This window comes from Pseudomonas sp. SAS7, from assembly GCF_052112345.1.
Taxonomy (GTDB): Bacteria; Pseudomonadota; Gammaproteobacteria; order Pseudomonadales; family Pseudomonadaceae; genus Aquipseudomonas; species Aquipseudomonas putida_Q.
Window position 1 is genome coordinate 23,793 of the sequence record NZ_JBEGGO010000018.1, and the last position, 16,321, is coordinate 40,113.

15 protein-coding genes are annotated in these 16,321 nt (G+C 63.1%); 9 read left to right on the forward strand and 6 right to left on the reverse strand.

Translation table 11 applies throughout. The features are described 5' to 3' along the window. Positions 1-67: 67 nt before the first annotated feature. Together htpG and ABI582_RS24095 are read left to right on the forward strand one after the other, a co-directional pair. The gene (htpG, locus tag ABI582_RS24090; RefSeq protein WP_338744684.1) at positions 68-1,972 is read left to right on the forward strand and encodes a molecular chaperone HtpG; all 1,905 of its coding nucleotides are present in this window, start codon (positions 68-70) and stop codon (positions 1,970-1,972) included. A gap of 78 nt (positions 1,973-2,050) precedes the next feature. Then, positions 2,051-2,776, forward strand: coding sequence for a dienelactone hydrolase family protein (locus tag ABI582_RS24095; protein WP_442120503.1), 726 nt, complete (start codon positions 2,051-2,053; stop codon positions 2,774-2,776). A gap of 100 nt (positions 2,777-2,876) precedes the next feature. Here the strand turns inward: ABI582_RS24095 and ABI582_RS24100 are convergent, their stop codons facing one another. Further along, positions 2,877-3,740, reverse strand: coding sequence for a pirin family protein (locus ABI582_RS24100; RefSeq protein WP_442120504.1), 864 nt, complete (start codon positions 3,738-3,740; stop codon positions 2,877-2,879). A gap of 117 nt (positions 3,741-3,857) precedes the next feature. On the opposite strand from ABI582_RS24100, the gene ABI582_RS24105 reads away from it, so the two are divergent. Continuing rightward, on the forward strand, positions 3,858-4,865 hold the full coding sequence (locus ABI582_RS24105; RefSeq protein WP_442120505.1) for an amidohydrolase family protein: 1,008 nt from the start codon (positions 3,858-3,860) through the stop codon (positions 4,863-4,865). Between the two features lie 107 nt (positions 4,866-4,972). On the opposite strand, the gene fabB is transcribed toward ABI582_RS24105, so the two are convergent. The 5 genes from fabB to ABI582_RS24130 all read right to left on the reverse strand — a co-directional run bounded on the left by fabB (position 4,973) and on the right by ABI582_RS24130 (position 11,893). Beyond that, the gene (fabB, locus tag ABI582_RS24110; RefSeq protein WP_338744680.1) at positions 4,973-6,193 is read right to left on the reverse strand and encodes a beta-ketoacyl-ACP synthase I; all 1,221 of its coding nucleotides are present in this window, start codon (positions 6,191-6,193) and stop codon (positions 4,973-4,975) included. Between the two features lie 11 nt (positions 6,194-6,204). Beyond that, positions 6,205-6,720 carry a 3-hydroxyacyl-[acyl-carrier-protein] dehydratase FabA gene (fabA, locus tag ABI582_RS24115; RefSeq protein WP_016488267.1) on the reverse strand — a complete coding sequence of 172 codons (516 nt, stop codon included), beginning with the start codon at positions 6,718-6,720 and terminating at the stop codon, positions 6,205-6,207. 207 nt (positions 6,721-6,927) lie between these two features. Continuing rightward, the gene (locus tag ABI582_RS24120; RefSeq protein WP_442120506.1) at positions 6,928-8,859 is read right to left on the reverse strand and encodes an ATP-binding protein; all 1,932 of its coding nucleotides are present in this window, start codon (positions 8,857-8,859) and stop codon (positions 6,928-6,930) included. Then, positions 8,856-9,746, reverse strand: coding sequence for an ABC transporter substrate-binding protein (locus ABI582_RS24125; protein WP_442120507.1), 891 nt, complete (start codon positions 9,744-9,746; stop codon positions 8,856-8,858). The genes ABI582_RS24120 and ABI582_RS24125 overlap by 4 nt, the downstream gene beginning before the upstream one ends. Next, on the reverse strand, positions 9,746-11,893 hold the full coding sequence (locus ABI582_RS24130) for a TonB-dependent receptor plug domain-containing protein (protein ID WP_442120508.1): 2,148 nt from the start codon (positions 11,891-11,893) through the stop codon (positions 9,746-9,748). Before ABI582_RS24130 ends, ABI582_RS24125 begins: the two co-directional genes overlap by 1 nt. 241 nt (positions 11,894-12,134) lie before the next feature. Here ABI582_RS24130 and ABI582_RS24135 point away from each other — a divergent pair, with 241 nt between their 5' ends. From ABI582_RS24135 to ABI582_RS24160, 6 genes are all read left to right on the forward strand, one after another. Further along, on the forward strand, positions 12,135-13,160 hold the full coding sequence (locus ABI582_RS24135; RefSeq protein WP_338744676.1) for an NAD(P)H-dependent glycerol-3-phosphate dehydrogenase: 1,026 nt from the start codon (positions 12,135-12,137) through the stop codon (positions 13,158-13,160). A 36-nt stretch (positions 13,161-13,196) separates the two neighbouring features. Next, the gene (locus ABI582_RS24140) at positions 13,197-13,544 is read left to right on the forward strand and encodes a DUF4389 domain-containing protein (protein WP_016498711.1); all 348 of its coding nucleotides are present in this window, start codon (positions 13,197-13,199) and stop codon (positions 13,542-13,544) included. Beyond that, positions 13,541-13,999 (forward strand): phosphohistidine phosphatase SixA, encoded by a 459-nt coding sequence (gene sixA / locus ABI582_RS24145; protein WP_338744675.1) that lies wholly within the window; start codon positions 13,541-13,543, stop codon positions 13,997-13,999. Before ABI582_RS24140 ends, sixA begins: the two co-directional genes overlap by 4 nt. 101 nt (positions 14,000-14,100) lie before the next feature. Beyond that, complete coding sequence (locus ABI582_RS24150; protein WP_338744674.1) at positions 14,101-14,487, forward strand: hypothetical protein; 387 nt, start codon at positions 14,101-14,103, stop codon at positions 14,485-14,487. A gap of 93 nt (positions 14,488-14,580) precedes the next feature. Then, complete coding sequence (locus tag ABI582_RS24155) at positions 14,581-15,369, forward strand: alpha/beta fold hydrolase (protein ID WP_442120509.1); 789 nt, start codon at positions 14,581-14,583, stop codon at positions 15,367-15,369. After that, a complete protein-coding gene (locus ABI582_RS24160) occupies positions 15,366-16,220 on the forward strand; it encodes an alpha/beta hydrolase (protein WP_258653404.1) in 855 nt (284 codons plus the stop codon). Before ABI582_RS24155 ends, ABI582_RS24160 begins: the two co-directional genes overlap by 4 nt. Positions 16,221-16,321 lie beyond the last annotated feature (101 nt).

A 16,321-nucleotide genomic window follows, 5' to 3' on the forward strand; every position in this document is an offset into this window, starting at 1 on the left:
TCCGCCATTAACGCAGGCCAAACCGGCCGCCAGGCGTCACTGCCATCAGATCGGAGTTTCGAAGACCATGACTGTGGAAACACAAAAGGAAACGCTGGGCTTCCAGACCGAGGTAAAGCAACTGCTGCACCTCATGATTCATTCGCTGTACTCGAACAAGGAAATCTTCCTGCGGGAACTGATTTCCAACGCCTCCGACGCGGTGGACAAACTGCGGTTCGAAGCCCTGGCCAAGCCAGAGTTGCTTGAAGGTGGCGATGAACTGAAAATTCGCCTGAGCTTCGACAAGGATGCCGGTACCGTTACCCTTGAGGACAACGGCATCGGCATGAGCCGCGAAGACGTCATCGCTCACCTTGGCACTATCGCCAAGTCCGGCACCGCCGACTTCATGAAGAACCTCACCGGTGACCAGAAGAAAGACTCGCACCTGATCGGTCAGTTCGGTGTGGGCTTCTACTCCGCGTTCATCGTGGCCGACAAGGTCGACGTGTACAGCCGTCGCGCCGGTCAGCCTGCTGCCGAAGGCGTGCACTGGTCGTCGAAAGGCGAGGGCGAGTTCGAGGTGGCCACCATCGACAAGCCACAGCGCGGTACCCGCATCGTCCTGCACCTGAAGCAGGAAGAGAAAGAGTTCGCTGATGGCTGGCGCCTGCGCAACGTGGTCAAGAAGTACTCCGACCACATCGCCTTGCCTATCCAGTTGCCGAAGGAGCAGGCTGCCGCCGAAGGCGAGGAGCAGCCAGCCGAAGAGTGGGAAACCGTCAACCGCGCCAGCGCCCTGTGGACCCGTCCGCGTACCGAGATCAAGGACGAGGAATACCAGGAGTTCTACAAGCACATTGGCCATGACTTTGAAAACCCGCTGACCTGGAGCCACAACAAGGTCGAAGGCAAGCTTGAGTACAATTCGCTGCTGTACGTGCCGGCCCGCGCACCGTTCGACCTGTATCAGCGCGAAGCGTCGCGCGGCCTGAAGCTGTATGTGCAGCGCGTGTTCATCATGGAGCAGGCCGAATCGTTCCTGCCGCTGTACCTGCGCTTCATCAAAGGTGTGGTCGACTCCAACGACCTGTCGCTGAACGTGTCCCGCGAAATCCTGCAGAAAGACCCGATCATCGAGTCGATGAAAACCGCGCTGACCAAGCGCGTGCTGGACATGCTGGAGAAACTCGCGAAAAACGAACCCGAGCAGTACAAGGGCTTCTGGAAAAACTTCGGCCAGGTGCTGAAGGAAGGCCCGGCCGAAGATTTCGCCAACAAGGAGAAGATCGCCGGCCTGCTGCGCTTCGCCTCCACCCACGACGACAGCGGCGAGCAGAGCGTTGCCCTGGCCGACTACCTGGCTCGCGCCAAGGAAGGCCAGGACAAGATCTACTACCTCACCGGCGAGTCGTACGCGCAGGTCAAGAACAGCCCGCACCTGGAAGTCTTCCGCAAGAAAGGCATCGAAGTGCTGCTGCTGACCGACCGTATCGACGAGTGGCTGATGAGCTACCTCAACGAGTTCGACGGCAAGGCCTTCGTCGACGTCGCCCGTGGCGACCTGGACCTGGGCAACCTGGACTCGGAAGAAGACAAGAAAGCCCAGGAAGAAGTCGCCAAGGAGAAGGAAGGCCTGGTTGAGCGCCTGAAGGGCGCGCTGGGTGACAGCGTGGCCGACGTGCGCGTGTCGCACCGCCTGACCGACTCCCCGGCGATTTTGGCCATTGGCGAGCAGGACCTGGGCTTGCAGATGCGCCAGATTCTGGAAGCCAGCGGGCAGAAGGTACCGGAGTCCAAGCCGATCTTCGAGTTCAACCCAAGCCACCCGCTGATCGAGAAACTGGACAACGAGCAGAGCGAAGACCGCTTCGCCGAGCTGTCGCACATCCTGTTCGATCAGGCGGCCCTGGCGGCCGGTGACAGCTTGAAGGACCCGGCGGCCTACGTTCGTCGCCTGAACAAGCTGCTGGTAGAGCTGTCTGCTTGAGTTGATGTAAAGGAAAGCCCGCCTCGGCGGGCTTTTTTCATGGCGGGCTTTTTATCGAAAGTGCCTAAGGAGTGCTTGATGAGCAAGGTAATCGTCGAATCGCTGGTTTATCACCTGTCCGGCAAGGCTTACGAAAGCCGCCTGGTCTATGAGCAAGGGGCGCTGGGCCGCCCAGGCCTGGTGATGGCGCCGAACTGGATGGGTATTGGCGAAGGTGCCGAGCGCATCGCCAAGGAAGTGGCCGAGAAGGGTTATGTGGTGCTGATTGCCGACCTGTACGGCCAATCGGTACGCCCGTCCAATGCCGACGAGGCCGGTGCGGCGATGATGCCGCTGAAAAACGACCGTGGCGAGTTGCGCAAGCGTATGCAGGAAGCCCTGGCGCAACTGCTGGGGCAGTCGAAGGCGCTGCTGGAGCCTGGCAAGGTTGCCACCTTCGGCTTCTGCTTCGGTGGCTGCTGTGCCCTGGAGTTGGCCCGTAGTGGCGCCGACCTGCGTGCGGCGGTGTCGTTCCATGGCACCCTGGACACGCCGAACACTGAAGATGCCAAGCATATCAAGGGCTCGGTGCTGGTGTTGCATGGTGCCTCCGACCCGTTGGTGCCAAAAGAGCAGTTGCCAGCGTTCGAGGACGAGATGAACGCGGCCAAGGTCGACTGGCAGTTGCTGAGCTATGGCGGGGCGGTGCACTCGTTTACCGACCCGAATGCCAATGTACCGGGCAAGATGCAGTATGACCGTCGCACTTCGGAGCGGGCCTTCCGCTCGATGCACAATCTGCTGACTGAAGTGTTCCAGCGCTGACAATGCAGGGGGCCGCTTTGCGGCCCTTCGCGACACAAGGCCGCTCCTACAAGGGTTACGCGTTCCCCTGTAATCGATGGGCTGCAGAGCAGCCCCAGATTTACCGGGGCAACTCGATCCTTGAGGTTTCCCCCGGTACCACCGGCCAATCCCCCGCAGCCCATCGCGCCCTGGCTTGCTCGATCAGTTCCGGGTCACTGGCCACGAAATTCCAGTTCATCCGCCGCGGCCCATCCAGTGGCTCCCCGCCAATCAGCACCAGCTGGCTCTCGCCCTCTGCATACAGCGTCACGTCCTCGCCCTCCGGCAGCACCACCAGGCTGCAAGGCTCCACATCCTCATCGCCCAGCAGCAACTCGCCATCCAGCAGATAAAGCGCCCGCTGCACGTGTTCAGCCGGTATCAGCAGCGTCGTCGCCGGTTGCATCTGTACGTGCGCATAAAGGGTAGGGGAGAGCACCGGCACCGGTGACTCCAGGCAGAACCCGGTGCCAGCAATCATGCAGATGCGTACCCCCAGGTGGTCACTGACCGGCAGGCTCGCCGCCGGGTGGTGGCTGTAGCTCGCCGGGCCTTGTTCGTGCGCGCGCGGCGAAGCCAGCCACACTTGCAAGCCGTGCAGGCGCGAACCATGGGCCAGGGCATCTGCCGGCGTACGCTCGACATGGGCCACGCCGCTGCCAGCCGTCATCCAGCTGACATCGCCGGGGAGCACGCGCTGCTCTGAACCGAGGCTGTCCTTGTGCAGGATTGCCCCTTCGAACAGGTAGGTCAGGGTCGACAGACCGATGTGCGGGTGCTGGCGGATGTCCATGCCATGCCCTGGGGCATAGTCGGTTTCGAGCATATGGTCGAAGAACACGAACGGGCCGACGCTACGGCACTGTGCTGCCGGCAGCGGGCGCAGGATCGGCTGGCCCTCGACCGATTCGGCACGTGGGCGGATGATCAGGGGGCTGCTCATGGGGTGGGCTCCAGGCGCGGTGGAAATGCCTCAAGCATAGCGGTTTGCCTGTTGCGGCTGAACCGTATCGTTTGCCGGCCGGTCTACTGTTTCCATACCCGTAGAAGGAAGCTGCCCATGATTGCCAGAGCGCTGGCCTGCGTGTTGTTGTCTGGCTGGCTGTGCCAGGCGGCACAGGCACGCGACTACCGCTACAGCGATGCCCACCTGCACTACGTCGACTTCTTCCAGGAGAGCGAAGGCATGCCGGCGTTGCTAAAGGCCATGGATGCCGCAGGCATCGAGCAGTCGATGATTTCCGGCATACCGGTGGCCAAGAAATGGCATGAAGACGAGCCCAAGCGCCCGCGTTATTACGCCGGTGACGATGCCGATGCCTACTGGTACAGCGCCACCGATACCTACGTGGCGGCCGCCCTGCAGCAGTTGCCGGTAGAGCAGCGCAAACGCTTTCATCCGTTCCTGACCGGCTTCAACCCGGTGGACAAGAACGCCGTCAGCCATATCGAGCGCATGCTCGACATGTATCCAGGGCTGTGGCAAGGCATTGGCGAGGTGTTCACCCGTCACGACGACCTGACGGCGTTGACCAGTGGCGACACGCCCCGCGCCAACAACGAAGCCATGACGCGAATCTACCACCTGGCGGCGGAGCGCGACTTGCCGGTGCTGCTGCATTCCAATATCACCTCCAAGCGCGAGCGCAATCCGCTGTACCTGGCCGAGATCGAAGAGCCGCTGCGCAATCACCCGCACACGCGGTTCATCTGGGCGCACGCCGGCAGCAGCATGGAGATCCACCGGCACCAGACGCAGATGGACTTTTTGCTCCCGGTGCTGACGCGGTTGCTGGAGGATTACCCGAACCTGTATGTCGACCTGTCGTGGAGTGTGCTGCAGCCCTATCTGCTGGATGACAAGGGCGTGCCGCGCAAGGCTTGGGTGGCATTGGTCGAGCGGTACCCGGAGCGGTTCATGCTGGGGTCGGATGTGGTGGGGCGGTTTGGCAGCCTGGGGGAGCAGATGCACGGGTTCAGGCCGTTTCTGGATGCATTGCCAGAACAGGTAGCTAATAAAGTGGCCCGGGAGAATTTTCTGGCAGTGTTGCCCAAGGTTCATCAATAGCCTGTGCCGGCCTCTTCGCGGGCATGCCCGCGAATAGGCCGGTACAGGCAACACAAATGAAAACGCCCCGAACCAGTCGGGGCGTTTTCGATTACCGCATCAGCGTCTTACTTGCCTTCCCAGCGCTTGAGCACCAAGGTGGCGTTGGTGCCGCCGAAGCCGAAGCTGTTGCTCATGACCGTATCGATCTTGGCGTTTTCTTCGGTTTTGCGCAGGATCGGCAGGTCGGCGACCTCCGGGTCCAGCTCGTCGATGTTGGCAGAGCCGGCGATGAAGTTGTTTTCCATCATCAGCAGGCAGTAGATTGCCTCGTGCACGCCAGCGGCGCCCAGCGAGTGGCCCGACAGGCTCTTGGTCGAGCTGATCTTCGGTGCCTTGTCGCCGAATACTGCGCGAACGCCCTTGATCTCGGCAACGTCACCGACCGGGGTCGAGGTGCCGTGGGTGTTCAGGTAATCGATCGGGGTGTCGACGGTGGCCAGTGCCTGCTGCATGCAGCGGATGGCACCTTCACCGCTCGGGGCAACCATGTCGTAGCCGTCGGAAGTAGCGCCGTAGCCAACGATTTCGGCGTAGATCTTGGCGCCACGGGCCAGGGCGTGTTCCAGCTCCTCGACCACCACCATGCCGCCACCGCCAGCGATGACGAAGCCATCACGGTCGGCGTCGTAGGCGCGCGAGGCCAGTTCCGGGGTTTCGTTGCGCTTGGTCGACAGGGCGCCCATGGCATCGAACAGGAACGACTGGCTCCAGTGCTCTTCTTCACCGCCACCGGCGAAGACGATGTCCTGTTTGCCCCACTGGATCTGCTCCAGGGCGGTGCCGATGCAGTGTGCCGAGGTGGCGCAAGCCGACGAGATCGAGTAGTTGATGCCCTTGATCTTGAACGGGGTTGCCAGGCACGCCGAAACGGTGCTGCCCATGGTGCGGGTAACGCGGTATGGGCCGACGCGCTTGACGCCTTTCTCGCGCAGGGTGTCCAGCGCTTCCATCTGGTTCAGGGTCGAGGCGCCGCCGGAGCCAGCCACCAGGCCGGTACGCGGGCTGGAAACCTGCTCTTCGGTCAGGCCGGCGTCCTTGATCGCGTCCTGCATTGCCAGGTAGGCGTAGGCAGCGGCGTGGCCGACGAAGCGGTAGACCTTACGGTCGATCAGTTCTTCGAGGTTGAGGTCGATGGACCCGGAAACCTGGCTACGCAGCCCCATTTCCTTGTAATCCGGGTTGAAACGGATACCCGGACGGCTGTTGCGCAGGTTTTCGGTGACGGTAGCTTTGTCATTGCCCAGGCACGATACGATGCCCAGACCAGTGATAACGACGCGGCGCATGCGAATAACCCTTAGAAATTGTCAGTGGAAGTGAACACGCCGACCCGCAGGCCTTCGGCAGTGTAGATCTCACGGCCGTCGACGCTGACCGAGCCATCGGCGATGGCCATGTTCAGCTTGCCCTTCAGGACACGCTTGATCTGAATGTTGTAGGTAACTTTCTTGGCTTCGGGCAGTACCTGGCCGAAGAATTTAACCTCGCCCGAGCCCAGGGCACGGCCGCGGCCCGGCAGGCCTTGCCAGCCGAGGAAGAAGCCTACCAGCTGCCACATGGCGTCGAGGCCCAGGCAGCCCGGCATGACCGGATCACCTTCAAAGTGGCAGGCGAAGAACCACAGGTCCGGGGTGATATCCAGCTCGGCGACCAATTCACCTTTGCCGTACTTGCCGCCTTCTTCGCTGATATGGGTGATGCGATCGACCATCAGCATGTTCGGCGCGGGCAGTTGCGCATTACCTGGGCCGAACAGCTCACCGCGACTGCAGCGCAGCAGGTCTTCCCGAGTAAAGGCGTGTTGTTTGGTCATGCGAGCTCCTCAATAACCCCCTGTGGCAGGGGATGAATCTTCCCGGCCGGCCCGAAAACCAACGGCTTCGAGACGGCAGCCTACAGGTAGACTATTGCGTTGTGGTGAAAGTCACAGCGCACCTGCTGAAAGAAGTACAGGTGTGCACTGAAACGTCTATTTTCAGGTCCGATGATGGTCCTGTCCAGTGTTTAAGACTGCCGCACTTTAGCATTTATCGCCAGTCGCGGTTGTCTGACCGGGTAACCAGCGTTGCAGCACCCGCTGCAGTTCGGTGCGGCGCAAGGGTTTGCTCAGGTAATCGTCCATGCCGGCGGCCATGCAACGCTCGCGGTCGCCCTGCAAGGCGTTGGCCGTCAGGGCGATGATCGGTAGCCCGGCGCCGTTGGGCAGCTGGCGTATGCGCCGGGTAGCTTCATAGCCGTCCAGGTGCGGCAGGCGACAGTCCATCAGCACGGCGGCAAAGCGCTGGCGGCTGACCAGGTCGACGGCCTCAAGGCCATCTTCGGCTGTGCATACCGCCAGGCCCAGGCTGCGCAGCATGGCTTCGATGACGCTCTGGTTGACCGGATTGTCCTCTACCAGCAGCACCTGATCACTGCCGGGTGCCGTCGTTTTCGCGTGCGTTGGCAATGTCGGCGGGCTTGGGGAAGGGCTGGCCAGGGCCAGCGGCATTTCCAGGGTAAATGTAGAACCCAGGCCTTCGCGACTTTCACCGCGCAGCTTGCCGCCCATGCGCTCGGCCAGGGTGCGGGCGATCGACAGGCCCAGCCCGGTGCCGCCATAACGGCGGGAGATCGAGCTGTCGGCCTGCTGGAAGGCCACGAACATCATTTCCAGGCGGTCGCTGTCGATGCCGATACCCGTGTCGCGCACGCTGCAGGTGAGCCAGATCAACTGCCGGTCGAGCACCTGCCAGCGTGCTTCGACCTGAACCTGGCCGCGTTCGGTGAACTTCAGTGCGTTACCGACCAGGTTCAGCAGGATCTGGCGGATGCGCGTGGGGTCGCCGTTCACTTGCAACTGCTCGATACCCGCCGGCAATTGCAGGTGCAGGCCCAGGCCGCGCTGTTGAGCGCTGTGCTGGAATGACTGGACGCTGCTGGTGATCAGCTCGCCGAGGTTGAAATCGATGTGCTCCAGCTGCAGCGCAGCGCGCTCGATGCGCGAGAAATCGAGGATGTCATTGATGACTTTCAACAAATGCCCGGTGGACTCGCTGGCCACGGCAGTGTAGTCGGCCTGTTCATTGCTCAGTGTCGTGGTTTCCAGCAACTGCAGCATGCCCAGCACGCCATTCATCGGGGTGCGCAGCTCATGGCTCATCATCGCCAGGAAGTCCGATTTGGCTCTGTTGGCCTGTTCGGCTTCCTCGCGGGCCTGGATCAGCTCGGCAATGGCCTGCTTCTGTTCATCGCTGGCCTGCTCCAGGGCGTTGGCCAGGTTGTTGATATGGCGGGCCAGGTGGCCCAGCTCGCTATCATCGACCACGGGTAGCGGGGTGTTGTACTGGCCCTGCTGTATGGCCTTGACCGCATGCCCCATGTCGCTGATCGGCTTGGCCAGGCTAAGTGCCAGGCGACGCGCCAGCAAAAAGGTGAACAGCAAGGCGAACAGCGCCAGGATACCGGCCTTGATCACGATTTCCTGTTGGCGTTGGCTGAAGGCGTCATCGGACATGCCAACGATCACCCGGCCCAGGTAGTCGTCGCCGATGGCGGGTGTGGCGGCCTTGCCCTGCTGCAGGAAGTCACTGTCCAGGCGGATTTGCTGCAGGCGTATGGGCGCCTGGAACACTTCGACGCGTTGCGCGCGGTTGGCGCTTTCGTCGGACTGCTCGACATACACCAGGATGTGGTTGCGGCTGTCCTGCACCTCGAGGAAGCGCACGTGCGGGATGCTGAGGGTGGCGCGCATCAGGCCTTCGAGCACTTCGTTGTTGCCCGAGATCACCCCGTACTCCGAAGCCGGGGCCAACTGGTTGGCGATCAATTGCCCGGTGTGGTTCAGTTCCTGGCGCAAGTCCTGGATGCGCACGAAGGTGAAGAAGCTGATCAGCAGCAAGGTCAGCAGCAGGGCAGGGCCCAGGCTGATGATTTGCGTGCGGGTGTGGATGTCCCAGCTCAGGCCTTTGCTCATGGGGTGGGCTCTCCTTCGGCCAGGGCCTTGGCGGCGGCGGACGGATCGATGGGTTGCAGGCCCAGGGCGCGCGCCACCTGCTGGTTGCCACTGACGCCGAAACGGGCCGGATACAGGCTGCGCGGCCAGCGCCCCGGCGGCTGGTCGAGCAACTGGTCAAGTACTGCCAGCCAGTCCTCCTGGTCGCTGTAGGTGCTGGCCAGGGCGCCGGCGCGAACAAAGCCGGCGTTCGGGCCGATCAACGCCATCTGCCGGCCATAACTGCTCAACAGCAGGTTCTTTGCAGTCTTGGAGTTGTACAGGTCTGGGTCATCCAGGCCCAGCAACACATCGCTGTTACCTAGCAGGTGCTGCAGGGGCCTGCTGTCACGCAGGTCGGGCCAGTCCTGGGCAATGATCTCCAAGCCTAACGGGCGAGCTGCATGGCGCAGTTCTTCAATCAGGAAACCACTGTGCTCGCCGTACAGCACACCAATGCGTTGTGCCTGCGGCAGCAGGTAGCGCGCCAGGCGCAGTTGTCGGCCCAACGGTGGGTCACTCCACAGCAGGGTGAGGAACGCTGGACGCGACTTTCCCAGGCGCTGCTCAGCCTGTACCCGGCTTACCCGCATGGCCAAGGCTGGCGGGCCGGCGTTTTCACCCAGCCGCCATTCCAGGGCGTCATTGTCCAGCAGAACCAGGCGCTGGTCGGGTTTAAGCTTGCCAGGGGCAGGCAGGTCGGCAGTGGTCTGGAAACGCACCTGATCGTACGGCCGACGGCTTTCTAGTGCGGCGACGAAACTGCGGATGCCGGGCTGGTCTTGCGCGCCTACCAGCAGAATTTCGCTGGCGGACAACGGCCCCAAGGGCCACAGGCACAGCAGCAACAGGCGCAGCACCAGGGCCATCAGAACGCCAGCTCCGCGCTGAAACTGAGGCGGTGGCGGCTGTCGTAGCGGTTCTGCGCGGTCGTGGTCGGCTCGTCGTCAAGGCGCTGCTGCCACAGCGCCGCCAGTTCCAGGTTGCTGCCTTGCACCTTGAGGCGCTTGGCCAAGCGCAGGTCCACGCGCTGGTAGCGGTACTGGTTGAGCGCATCGTCACCGTAGTAGAACAGCGCACTCGACCAGCCATCGCCCCATTCGCGCATCCACCCGGCCGAGCCGCTGTTGCGGGCGGTGAGGCGACGGTCGTCGGGGTTGCTGGCCCAGGCATCGACATAGGCATAGGTCAGACGCAGGCGGTCACGCAGGGTGGGGCGCCAGTCCAGTTGCGTCTCGCTGCCGCTGAACCGGGCCTTGTTGGCGTTGCTGGCGACGTACTGGTTGTTCTTCAGGGGCTCGCTGATCATGCCGGTGATCTCGTCGTAGAACAGCTTCACATCCATGCTCAGGTCGATGTCGCTGAAGTAGCCGTTGTAACCCAGTTCGCGCGAGCGCATACGCTCCTGGTCGAGGTCGCCCGGGCCGCGGGTCTTGACGAAATACTCACCGTGCTGTTGGCCGAACGCATTGGGGCTGAGGTTCTTGACCGTGTAGCTCCAGTTGATGTTGTTCTCGAACATGTCGGGCGAGCGCACTGCCTCGGAATACACCGCACGCAGGCCGTGGCGCGGGGTAATCAGGTAGTTGACCGCGACGCGCGGGGTGAGCGAGCTGCCAGACAGCCGCGAATCCTCGAACATGGCGCCACCCTGCAGGACCCAATGCTCGTCGGCGCGCCATTCCAGTTGGCCGAACAGGCGCCAGGTCTGGTCGTCGAGGCTGCCGTTGAAGTAGGTCTGCGAGTCGGCACGATCATAGCGGTAGTTCACGCCGCTGAGCAGGCGCAGGCTGTCGGTCAGGCTCAGGGTGTCCTGGATTTCCAGGTCATAGCGGGTTTCGCGGGTGCTCTGGTCGACATCGCCGCACACCACGCTGCTGCCGCCCTGGTTGTTCCACTGATCCTTGATGGCATCGACCAGCGCTTGTTCTACCGGGTTGCTGCTGGGTGGCGGGTTGTTGGCACCGCGTGCCACCAACTCGGCGTAATTGGGGTTCATCTGCCACAGCCGGGTCAGTTCGGGGCTGAACGACAGTGCGGCATCACAGGCCCGCCACACCTGTTGGCGGTCGAAGTGTTGTGCCGAACCCTGCACATACAGGCTGTGATCGGGGTTGAAGTCGATGTTCCAGCGCACCGACCCTGCGTAGTCCTTGGCATTGACGTCGGCATTGTCGCCGCGCTGGGTGACATAGGGGAATACCGGCTGGTAGGTATAGGGCCGCTGGTTGCTGCCTTCTTTTGCCGCCAGTTGCCATTCCAGGGTCTGGTTCAACGACAGGTTGTGGCTGGCACTGAGGTTGAAGCGGGTCAGCCGGCGGCTGTCCCGGTAATCCTGGCCGAACTGGTCGTGGTCGAAACCGTCGTCCTGCTGGCCCGACAACGACAGGCGCATGTCGCCGCCATCCCAGCCGAAGCCGTGGCTGGCATAGAAGTCGTTGATGCCGTCCTCGCCGCGGGTCACTTTCAATCGTGTGCCATGGCTGTCGGCGGGGTTGCGGGTGAGGATGTTGACCACCGCCATCAGCGCATTGGCACCGTAGCTGACCGTGTTGGGGCCGCGGAACACCTCGATGCGCTCGATGTCTTCCATGGCCAGGGGGATGTCGCTCCAGTCCACCGTGGCCAGGCCAGCCCGGTACACCGAGCGGCCATCGATCAGCACCTGCATGCGCCGCGCTTCGCTGGCGTTGCTGCCGTGGTAGTTGACCGTCGGCTGGTTGCCGGCGCCGTAGCCGATCATCATGCCCGGTACCAGGCGCAGCAGTTCGGGGATGTCGCGGGCGCCGCTGGCGCGGATCAGCTCGCTGTCGAGCACGGTCATGCTGCCCGGGACTGCCGCCGGGGATTGTTTCAGGCGTGTGGCGGTCAGAACCTGCGGCAGGTCGCTGTTGTCGATGAACAGGTCGTCGGCCATGGCTGGGCCTGCGAGCAGGGCAGTCACTATCAGCAGGCGCGGGAACGGGGGCGAGCCAGGGAACACGGGGCGGCCTTGTATCAGGATTGAAACAGGCATGGTAACTGACCTTGGCGTATTTTCCAGTGATCTGCGGCGGTTTTGCAGCGTGTCTGCCTTGACGCTTTCATGGGGGCGGAAATCGAGCGCCGCCCGCGCGGCCCATCGCGAGCAAGCTTGCTCCTGCAGTTGCTGCAACGTAGCCAGGACAGTGTCATCTGCGTTGCTGGCCTTGGCGCAAGGCAGGCGAGCCGTATAATGGCGGGGTCGCCACTTAACTTTTGGCTTTAACGGATTGGATATGACTGAACAGCAACCTGTTGCAGTTCTGGGAGGCGGCAGCTTCGGCACCGCCGTGGCGAACCTGCTGGCAGAAAACGGTGTGCCGGTGCGCCAATGGATGCGCGACCCGGCGCAGGCCGAGGCCATGCGCGTCAATCGCGAGAATCCGCGCTACCTCAAGGGCATCCGCCTGCATGACGGTGTGGAGCCGGTCAACGACCTGCTGGCCACCTTGCAGGCCAGCGCGTTGATTTTCGTCGCCCTGCCATCAAGCGCCTTGCGCAGTGTGCTGGCGCCCCACGCCGAGCTGTTGCGGGGCAAGGGCGTGGTCAGCCTGACCAAGGGTATCGAGGCGCAGAGCTTCAAGCTGATGAGCCAGATCCTTGAAGAAATCGCCCCCGATGCCCGCATCGGGGTGCTGTCGGGCCCCAACCTGGCCCGCGAGATCGCCGAACATGCGCTGACCGCCACAGTGGTCGCCAGCGAGGACGAACAACTCTGCCAGCAAGTGCAGGCCGTGCTGCATGGGCGTACCTTCCGCGTCTACGCCAGTGCCGACCGCTTCGGCGTCGAACTGGGTGGGGCGCTGAAAAACGTCTACGCCATTATCGCGGGCATGGCCGTGGCCTTGGGCATGGGCGAGAACACCAAGAGCATGCTGATTACCAGGGCCCTGGCCGAGATGACCCGCTTCGCCGTCAGCCAGGGTGCCAACCCCATGACCTTCCTTGGCCTGGCCGGTGTCGGTGACCTGATCGTCACCTGTTCCTCGCCCAAGAGCCGCAACTACCAGGTGGGCCATGCGCTGGGCCAGGGGTTGACCTTGGAACAGGCGGTCAGCCGCCTGGGCGAGGTGGCCGAAGGCGTCAACACCCTCAAGGTGCTCAAGGCCAAGGCGCAGGAGGTACAGGTGTACATGCCGCTGGTGGCGGGCCTGCATGCCATTCTGTTCGAAGGCCGTACGTTGAACCAGGTGATCGAGCACCTGATGCGCGCCGAGCCCAAGACCGATGTCGATTTCATTTCCATCAGCGGTTTCAACTGAGCCCTTGGCGGCTCTGACACGAGCAAGGAGCAACACATGAACGATACGCCCGAACGCGCCCAGCGCGAGTCGATCATCCTGCGGGTGCTGTGGATGCTGGTGTTCCTGGTGGTCTGGCAACTGGCCGAATTGCTGCTCGGCGGCCTGGTGCTTGTGCAACTCATCTACCGCCTGGTGTATGGCGCGCCCAGCGCCAGCCTGATGAACTTCGGCGACAGCCTGAGCCAGTACCTGGCGCAGATCGGCCGCTATGGCAGCTTCCACACTGAGCAGAAGCCCTGGCCATTTGCCGACTGGCCAGCACCGCGTGCCCCGGAAGGCGAGGCGCCGCATGCCGTGGCACCGGCCCCGCACCCGGTGCGGGACGAGGAACCCAAGCTGTGAAGCTGTGGGTGCTGCGCCACGGTGAGGCGGAGCCGCGGGCCAATACCGACGCCGAGCGCCGCCTGACCGACCACGGCCGCGAGCAGGTGCTGCACAGCGCTGCTCGCCTGTTGGGCCAGCCGCTGCAGGCGATTATCGCCAGCCCCTACGTGCGTGCCCAGCAAACGGCTGCGCTGGTGCATGACACGCTGGGCTTCCGGGAGCCGGTGCGTACGGTGCCCTGGTTGACGCCAGAGAGTGATGTGCAGCAGGTGATCGGCGAAATCGAACGGCTGGGCCTGGAGCATGTACTGCTGGTCAGCCATCAGCCGCTGGTGGGGAACTTGATCGGTGCGCTGGAGCATGGTCACCAACAGCAACCAGCCGCCATGAGCACTGCCAGCCTGGCGGAGCTGGAAGGGGAGTGGCCACTGGCCGGGCTGATGACCCTTCGGGCGATCAACCCACCAGTGTGATTCCCCGGCAAATCGATTAGGCAACTGGCATTTTTGTCAGTTGCCGCACCTGATGGCCCCTTGCTAGCGTTGCCACAAAGCAATCAGGCAGGGAGCAGCGGATGAGCGGTGAGATGCGGGAGCTTTTGAGTTCCCTGGACATGCAACCCACCGTAGACAAGGTGGAGCAAGGCATCACGCTGGACTTTGCCCAGTACAGCCTGCTGCGCGACTCGGCCGACGCCAAGCTCTACCAACTGCTGCACAAGGTCAACCGCAACGGCAACCTGGAGCCTGCTACCAGGCAGCAAAGCGAGCAAGACCTGCGCACGCTGCAGGACGCCTGCCTGCGAGTCTCCCACCTGTTACAAACCAGTTGCCTGGCCTTGCGCCGTCTGCAACTCGACTTTCAGGACCAGCGCCTGGCCCGTGAGGCGCTGGAATGCCAGTTGGCCTACATGCAAGCCTGCTTGCGCCGGTCTTTGGCCAGCTTCGATCGCTCGGCGTGACCTGATAGCCCTTGTCGATGACCTTTCCGAATGTTGCTGAATGGCGCCCCGATGCCGACAATGAGCCATCATCTTCCGTCCGGACCAGGCGCCATGTCGCAGCAGATCTTCTTCGCTCATGCCAACGGTTTCCCCTCGGCCACCTACGGCAAGCTGTTCGCTGCCCTGGCGCCGGACTACCAGGTGCAGCACCTGGCCCAGCACGGCCACGATCCGCGCTTTCCGGTGGACGACAACTGGCAGAGCCTGGTCGATGAGCTGCTGCATCATGTGGCGCAGCAGGACCAGCCCATCTGGGGTGTCGGGCATTCGCTGGGGGGGGTGTTGCACCTGCACGCTGCCTTGCGGCGCCCCGAGTACTACCGCGGGGTGGTGATGCTCGACTCGCCGGTACTCACCCGTGCCGACCAGTGGCTGCTGCGCACCGCCAAGCGTTTCGGCTTCATTGACCGCATTACCCCGGCCGGTCGCACGTTGGGGCGCCGCGAAGTCTTCAATGATCGCGACAGTGCGCGGGACTATTTTGCTGGCAAGTCACTGTTTCGCCATTTTGACCCCGACTGCCTTGAAGCTTATGTAGAACACGGCCTGCAGGCGATGGAGCAGGGGCTGCAACTGCGCTTCGATCCTGCCACCGAAATCAGTATCTACCGCAGCATCCCGCACACCAGCCCCGCGCCCGCACGGCAATTGCAGGTGCCGCTGGCCATGGTGCGCGGCGAGCGCAGCAGCGTCATTCGCCGTCACCACACCCTGGCGGTGCGCGGTATGCCCAAAGGCGAATATCACAGTGTGCCCGGCGGGCATATGTTCCCGTTGGAGCGCCCGACCGACACCGCCAGCCTGATCAAGGGCCTGTTCGACCGCTGGAGCCAGGCATGAGCGCGCAGGTGCAGGAAGTACGCCTGAGCCTGGGCCATATCGAACTGGCCGCGCACCTGTTCGGCCCCGAGGACGGGCTGCCGGTGATTGCCCTGCATGGCTGGCTGGATAACGCCAACAGTTACGCCCGCCTGGCGCCGCAACTGAAGGGCCTGCGTATCGTCGCCCTGGACCTGGCCGGGCACGGTTACTCGGAACACCGCCCCCCTGGCGCCGGCTATGCACTGGCCGATTACGCCCACGACGTGCTGCGTGTTGCCGAGCAGCTGGGTTGGCAGCGTTTCGCCCTGTTGGGCCACTCGCTGGGCGCAATCATTTCGGTACAACTGGCCGGCGCCTTGCCCGACCGGGTCAGCCACCTGGCGTTGATCGACGGCGTCATCCCGCCGACCGGTGCCGAGCAGGACGCAGGCGAGCGCTTGGGGATGGCACTGCAAGCCCAGTTGCGGCTGGATGGCAAACGCAAGTCGGTGTACGCAACGCTGGAAGAAGGCGTGCATGCGCGAATGAAAGGCATGGTCGCGGTCAGCCGCGAGGCGGCCGAATTGCTGGCGCAGCGTGGCCTGATGCCGGTGCCCGGTGGTTACAGCTGGCGCAGTGACAGCCGGCTCACCCTGCCATCGCCGGTGCGTTTGAGTGAAGCCCAGGCCATGGCCTACGTGCGCCGGGTGAGCTGCCCGGCGCTGTTGGTGGTGGCCGCTGACGGCATGCTGGCGCGCCACGCCGCGTTGCTGGAGCAGCTACCCTTTGAGCAGGTGACGCTGCCCGGTGGCCATCACCTGCACCTGAATGATGAGCAGGGCGCGGCCCTTGTCGCAGACTGTATCAATCGCTTCTTTGGCTTTGCTTGACTTGCACCGGACAAGTGTCGAGGCTTGGCGGGTTGAACAGGGAGACAACCATGCAACTGCCAGACATCCTGGAGCTTCACTTCGGCGCCGCGCGCCGCCTG

Bases quoted from the DNA above. Each gene is read 5' to 3' on its own strand.
- htpG (WP_338744684.1), top strand. From the start codon at position 68: ATGACTGTGGAAACACAAAAGGAAACGCTGGGCTTCCAGACCGAGGTA.
- ABI582_RS24095 (WP_442120503.1), top strand. From the start codon at position 2,051: ATGAGCAAGGTAATCGTCGAATCGCTGGTTTATCACCTGTCCGGCAAG.
- ABI582_RS24100 (WP_442120504.1), bottom strand. From the start codon at position 3,740: ATGAGCAGCCCCCTGATCATCCGCCCACGTGCCGAATCGGTCGAGGGC.
- ABI582_RS24105 (WP_442120505.1), top strand. From the start codon at position 3,858: ATGATTGCCAGAGCGCTGGCCTGCGTGTTGTTGTCTGGCTGGCTGTGC.
- fabB (WP_338744680.1), bottom strand. From the start codon at position 6,193: ATGCGCCGCGTCGTTATCACTGGTCTGGGCATCGTATCGTGCCTGGGC.
- fabA (WP_016488267.1), bottom strand. From the start codon at position 6,720: ATGACCAAACAACACGCCTTTACTCGGGAAGACCTGCTGCGCTGCAGT.
- ABI582_RS24120 (WP_442120506.1), bottom strand. From the start codon at position 8,859: ATGAGCAAAGGCCTGAGCTGGGACATCCACACCCGCACGCAAATCATC.
- ABI582_RS24125 (WP_442120507.1), bottom strand. From the start codon at position 9,746: ATGGCCCTGGTGCTGCGCCTGTTGCTGCTGTGCCTGTGGCCCTTGGGG.
- ABI582_RS24130 (WP_442120508.1), bottom strand. From the start codon at position 11,893: ATGCCTGTTTCAATCCTGATACAAGGCCGCCCCGTGTTCCCTGGCTCG.
- ABI582_RS24135 (WP_338744676.1), top strand. From the start codon at position 12,135: ATGACTGAACAGCAACCTGTTGCAGTTCTGGGAGGCGGCAGCTTCGGC.
- ABI582_RS24140 (WP_016498711.1), top strand. From the start codon at position 13,197: ATGAACGATACGCCCGAACGCGCCCAGCGCGAGTCGATCATCCTGCGG.
- ABI582_RS24150 (WP_338744674.1), top strand. From the start codon at position 14,101: ATGAGCGGTGAGATGCGGGAGCTTTTGAGTTCCCTGGACATGCAACCC.
- ABI582_RS24155 (WP_442120509.1), top strand. From the start codon at position 14,581: ATGTCGCAGCAGATCTTCTTCGCTCATGCCAACGGTTTCCCCTCGGCC.
- ABI582_RS24160 (WP_258653404.1), top strand. From the start codon at position 15,366: ATGAGCGCGCAGGTGCAGGAAGTACGCCTGAGCCTGGGCCATATCGAA.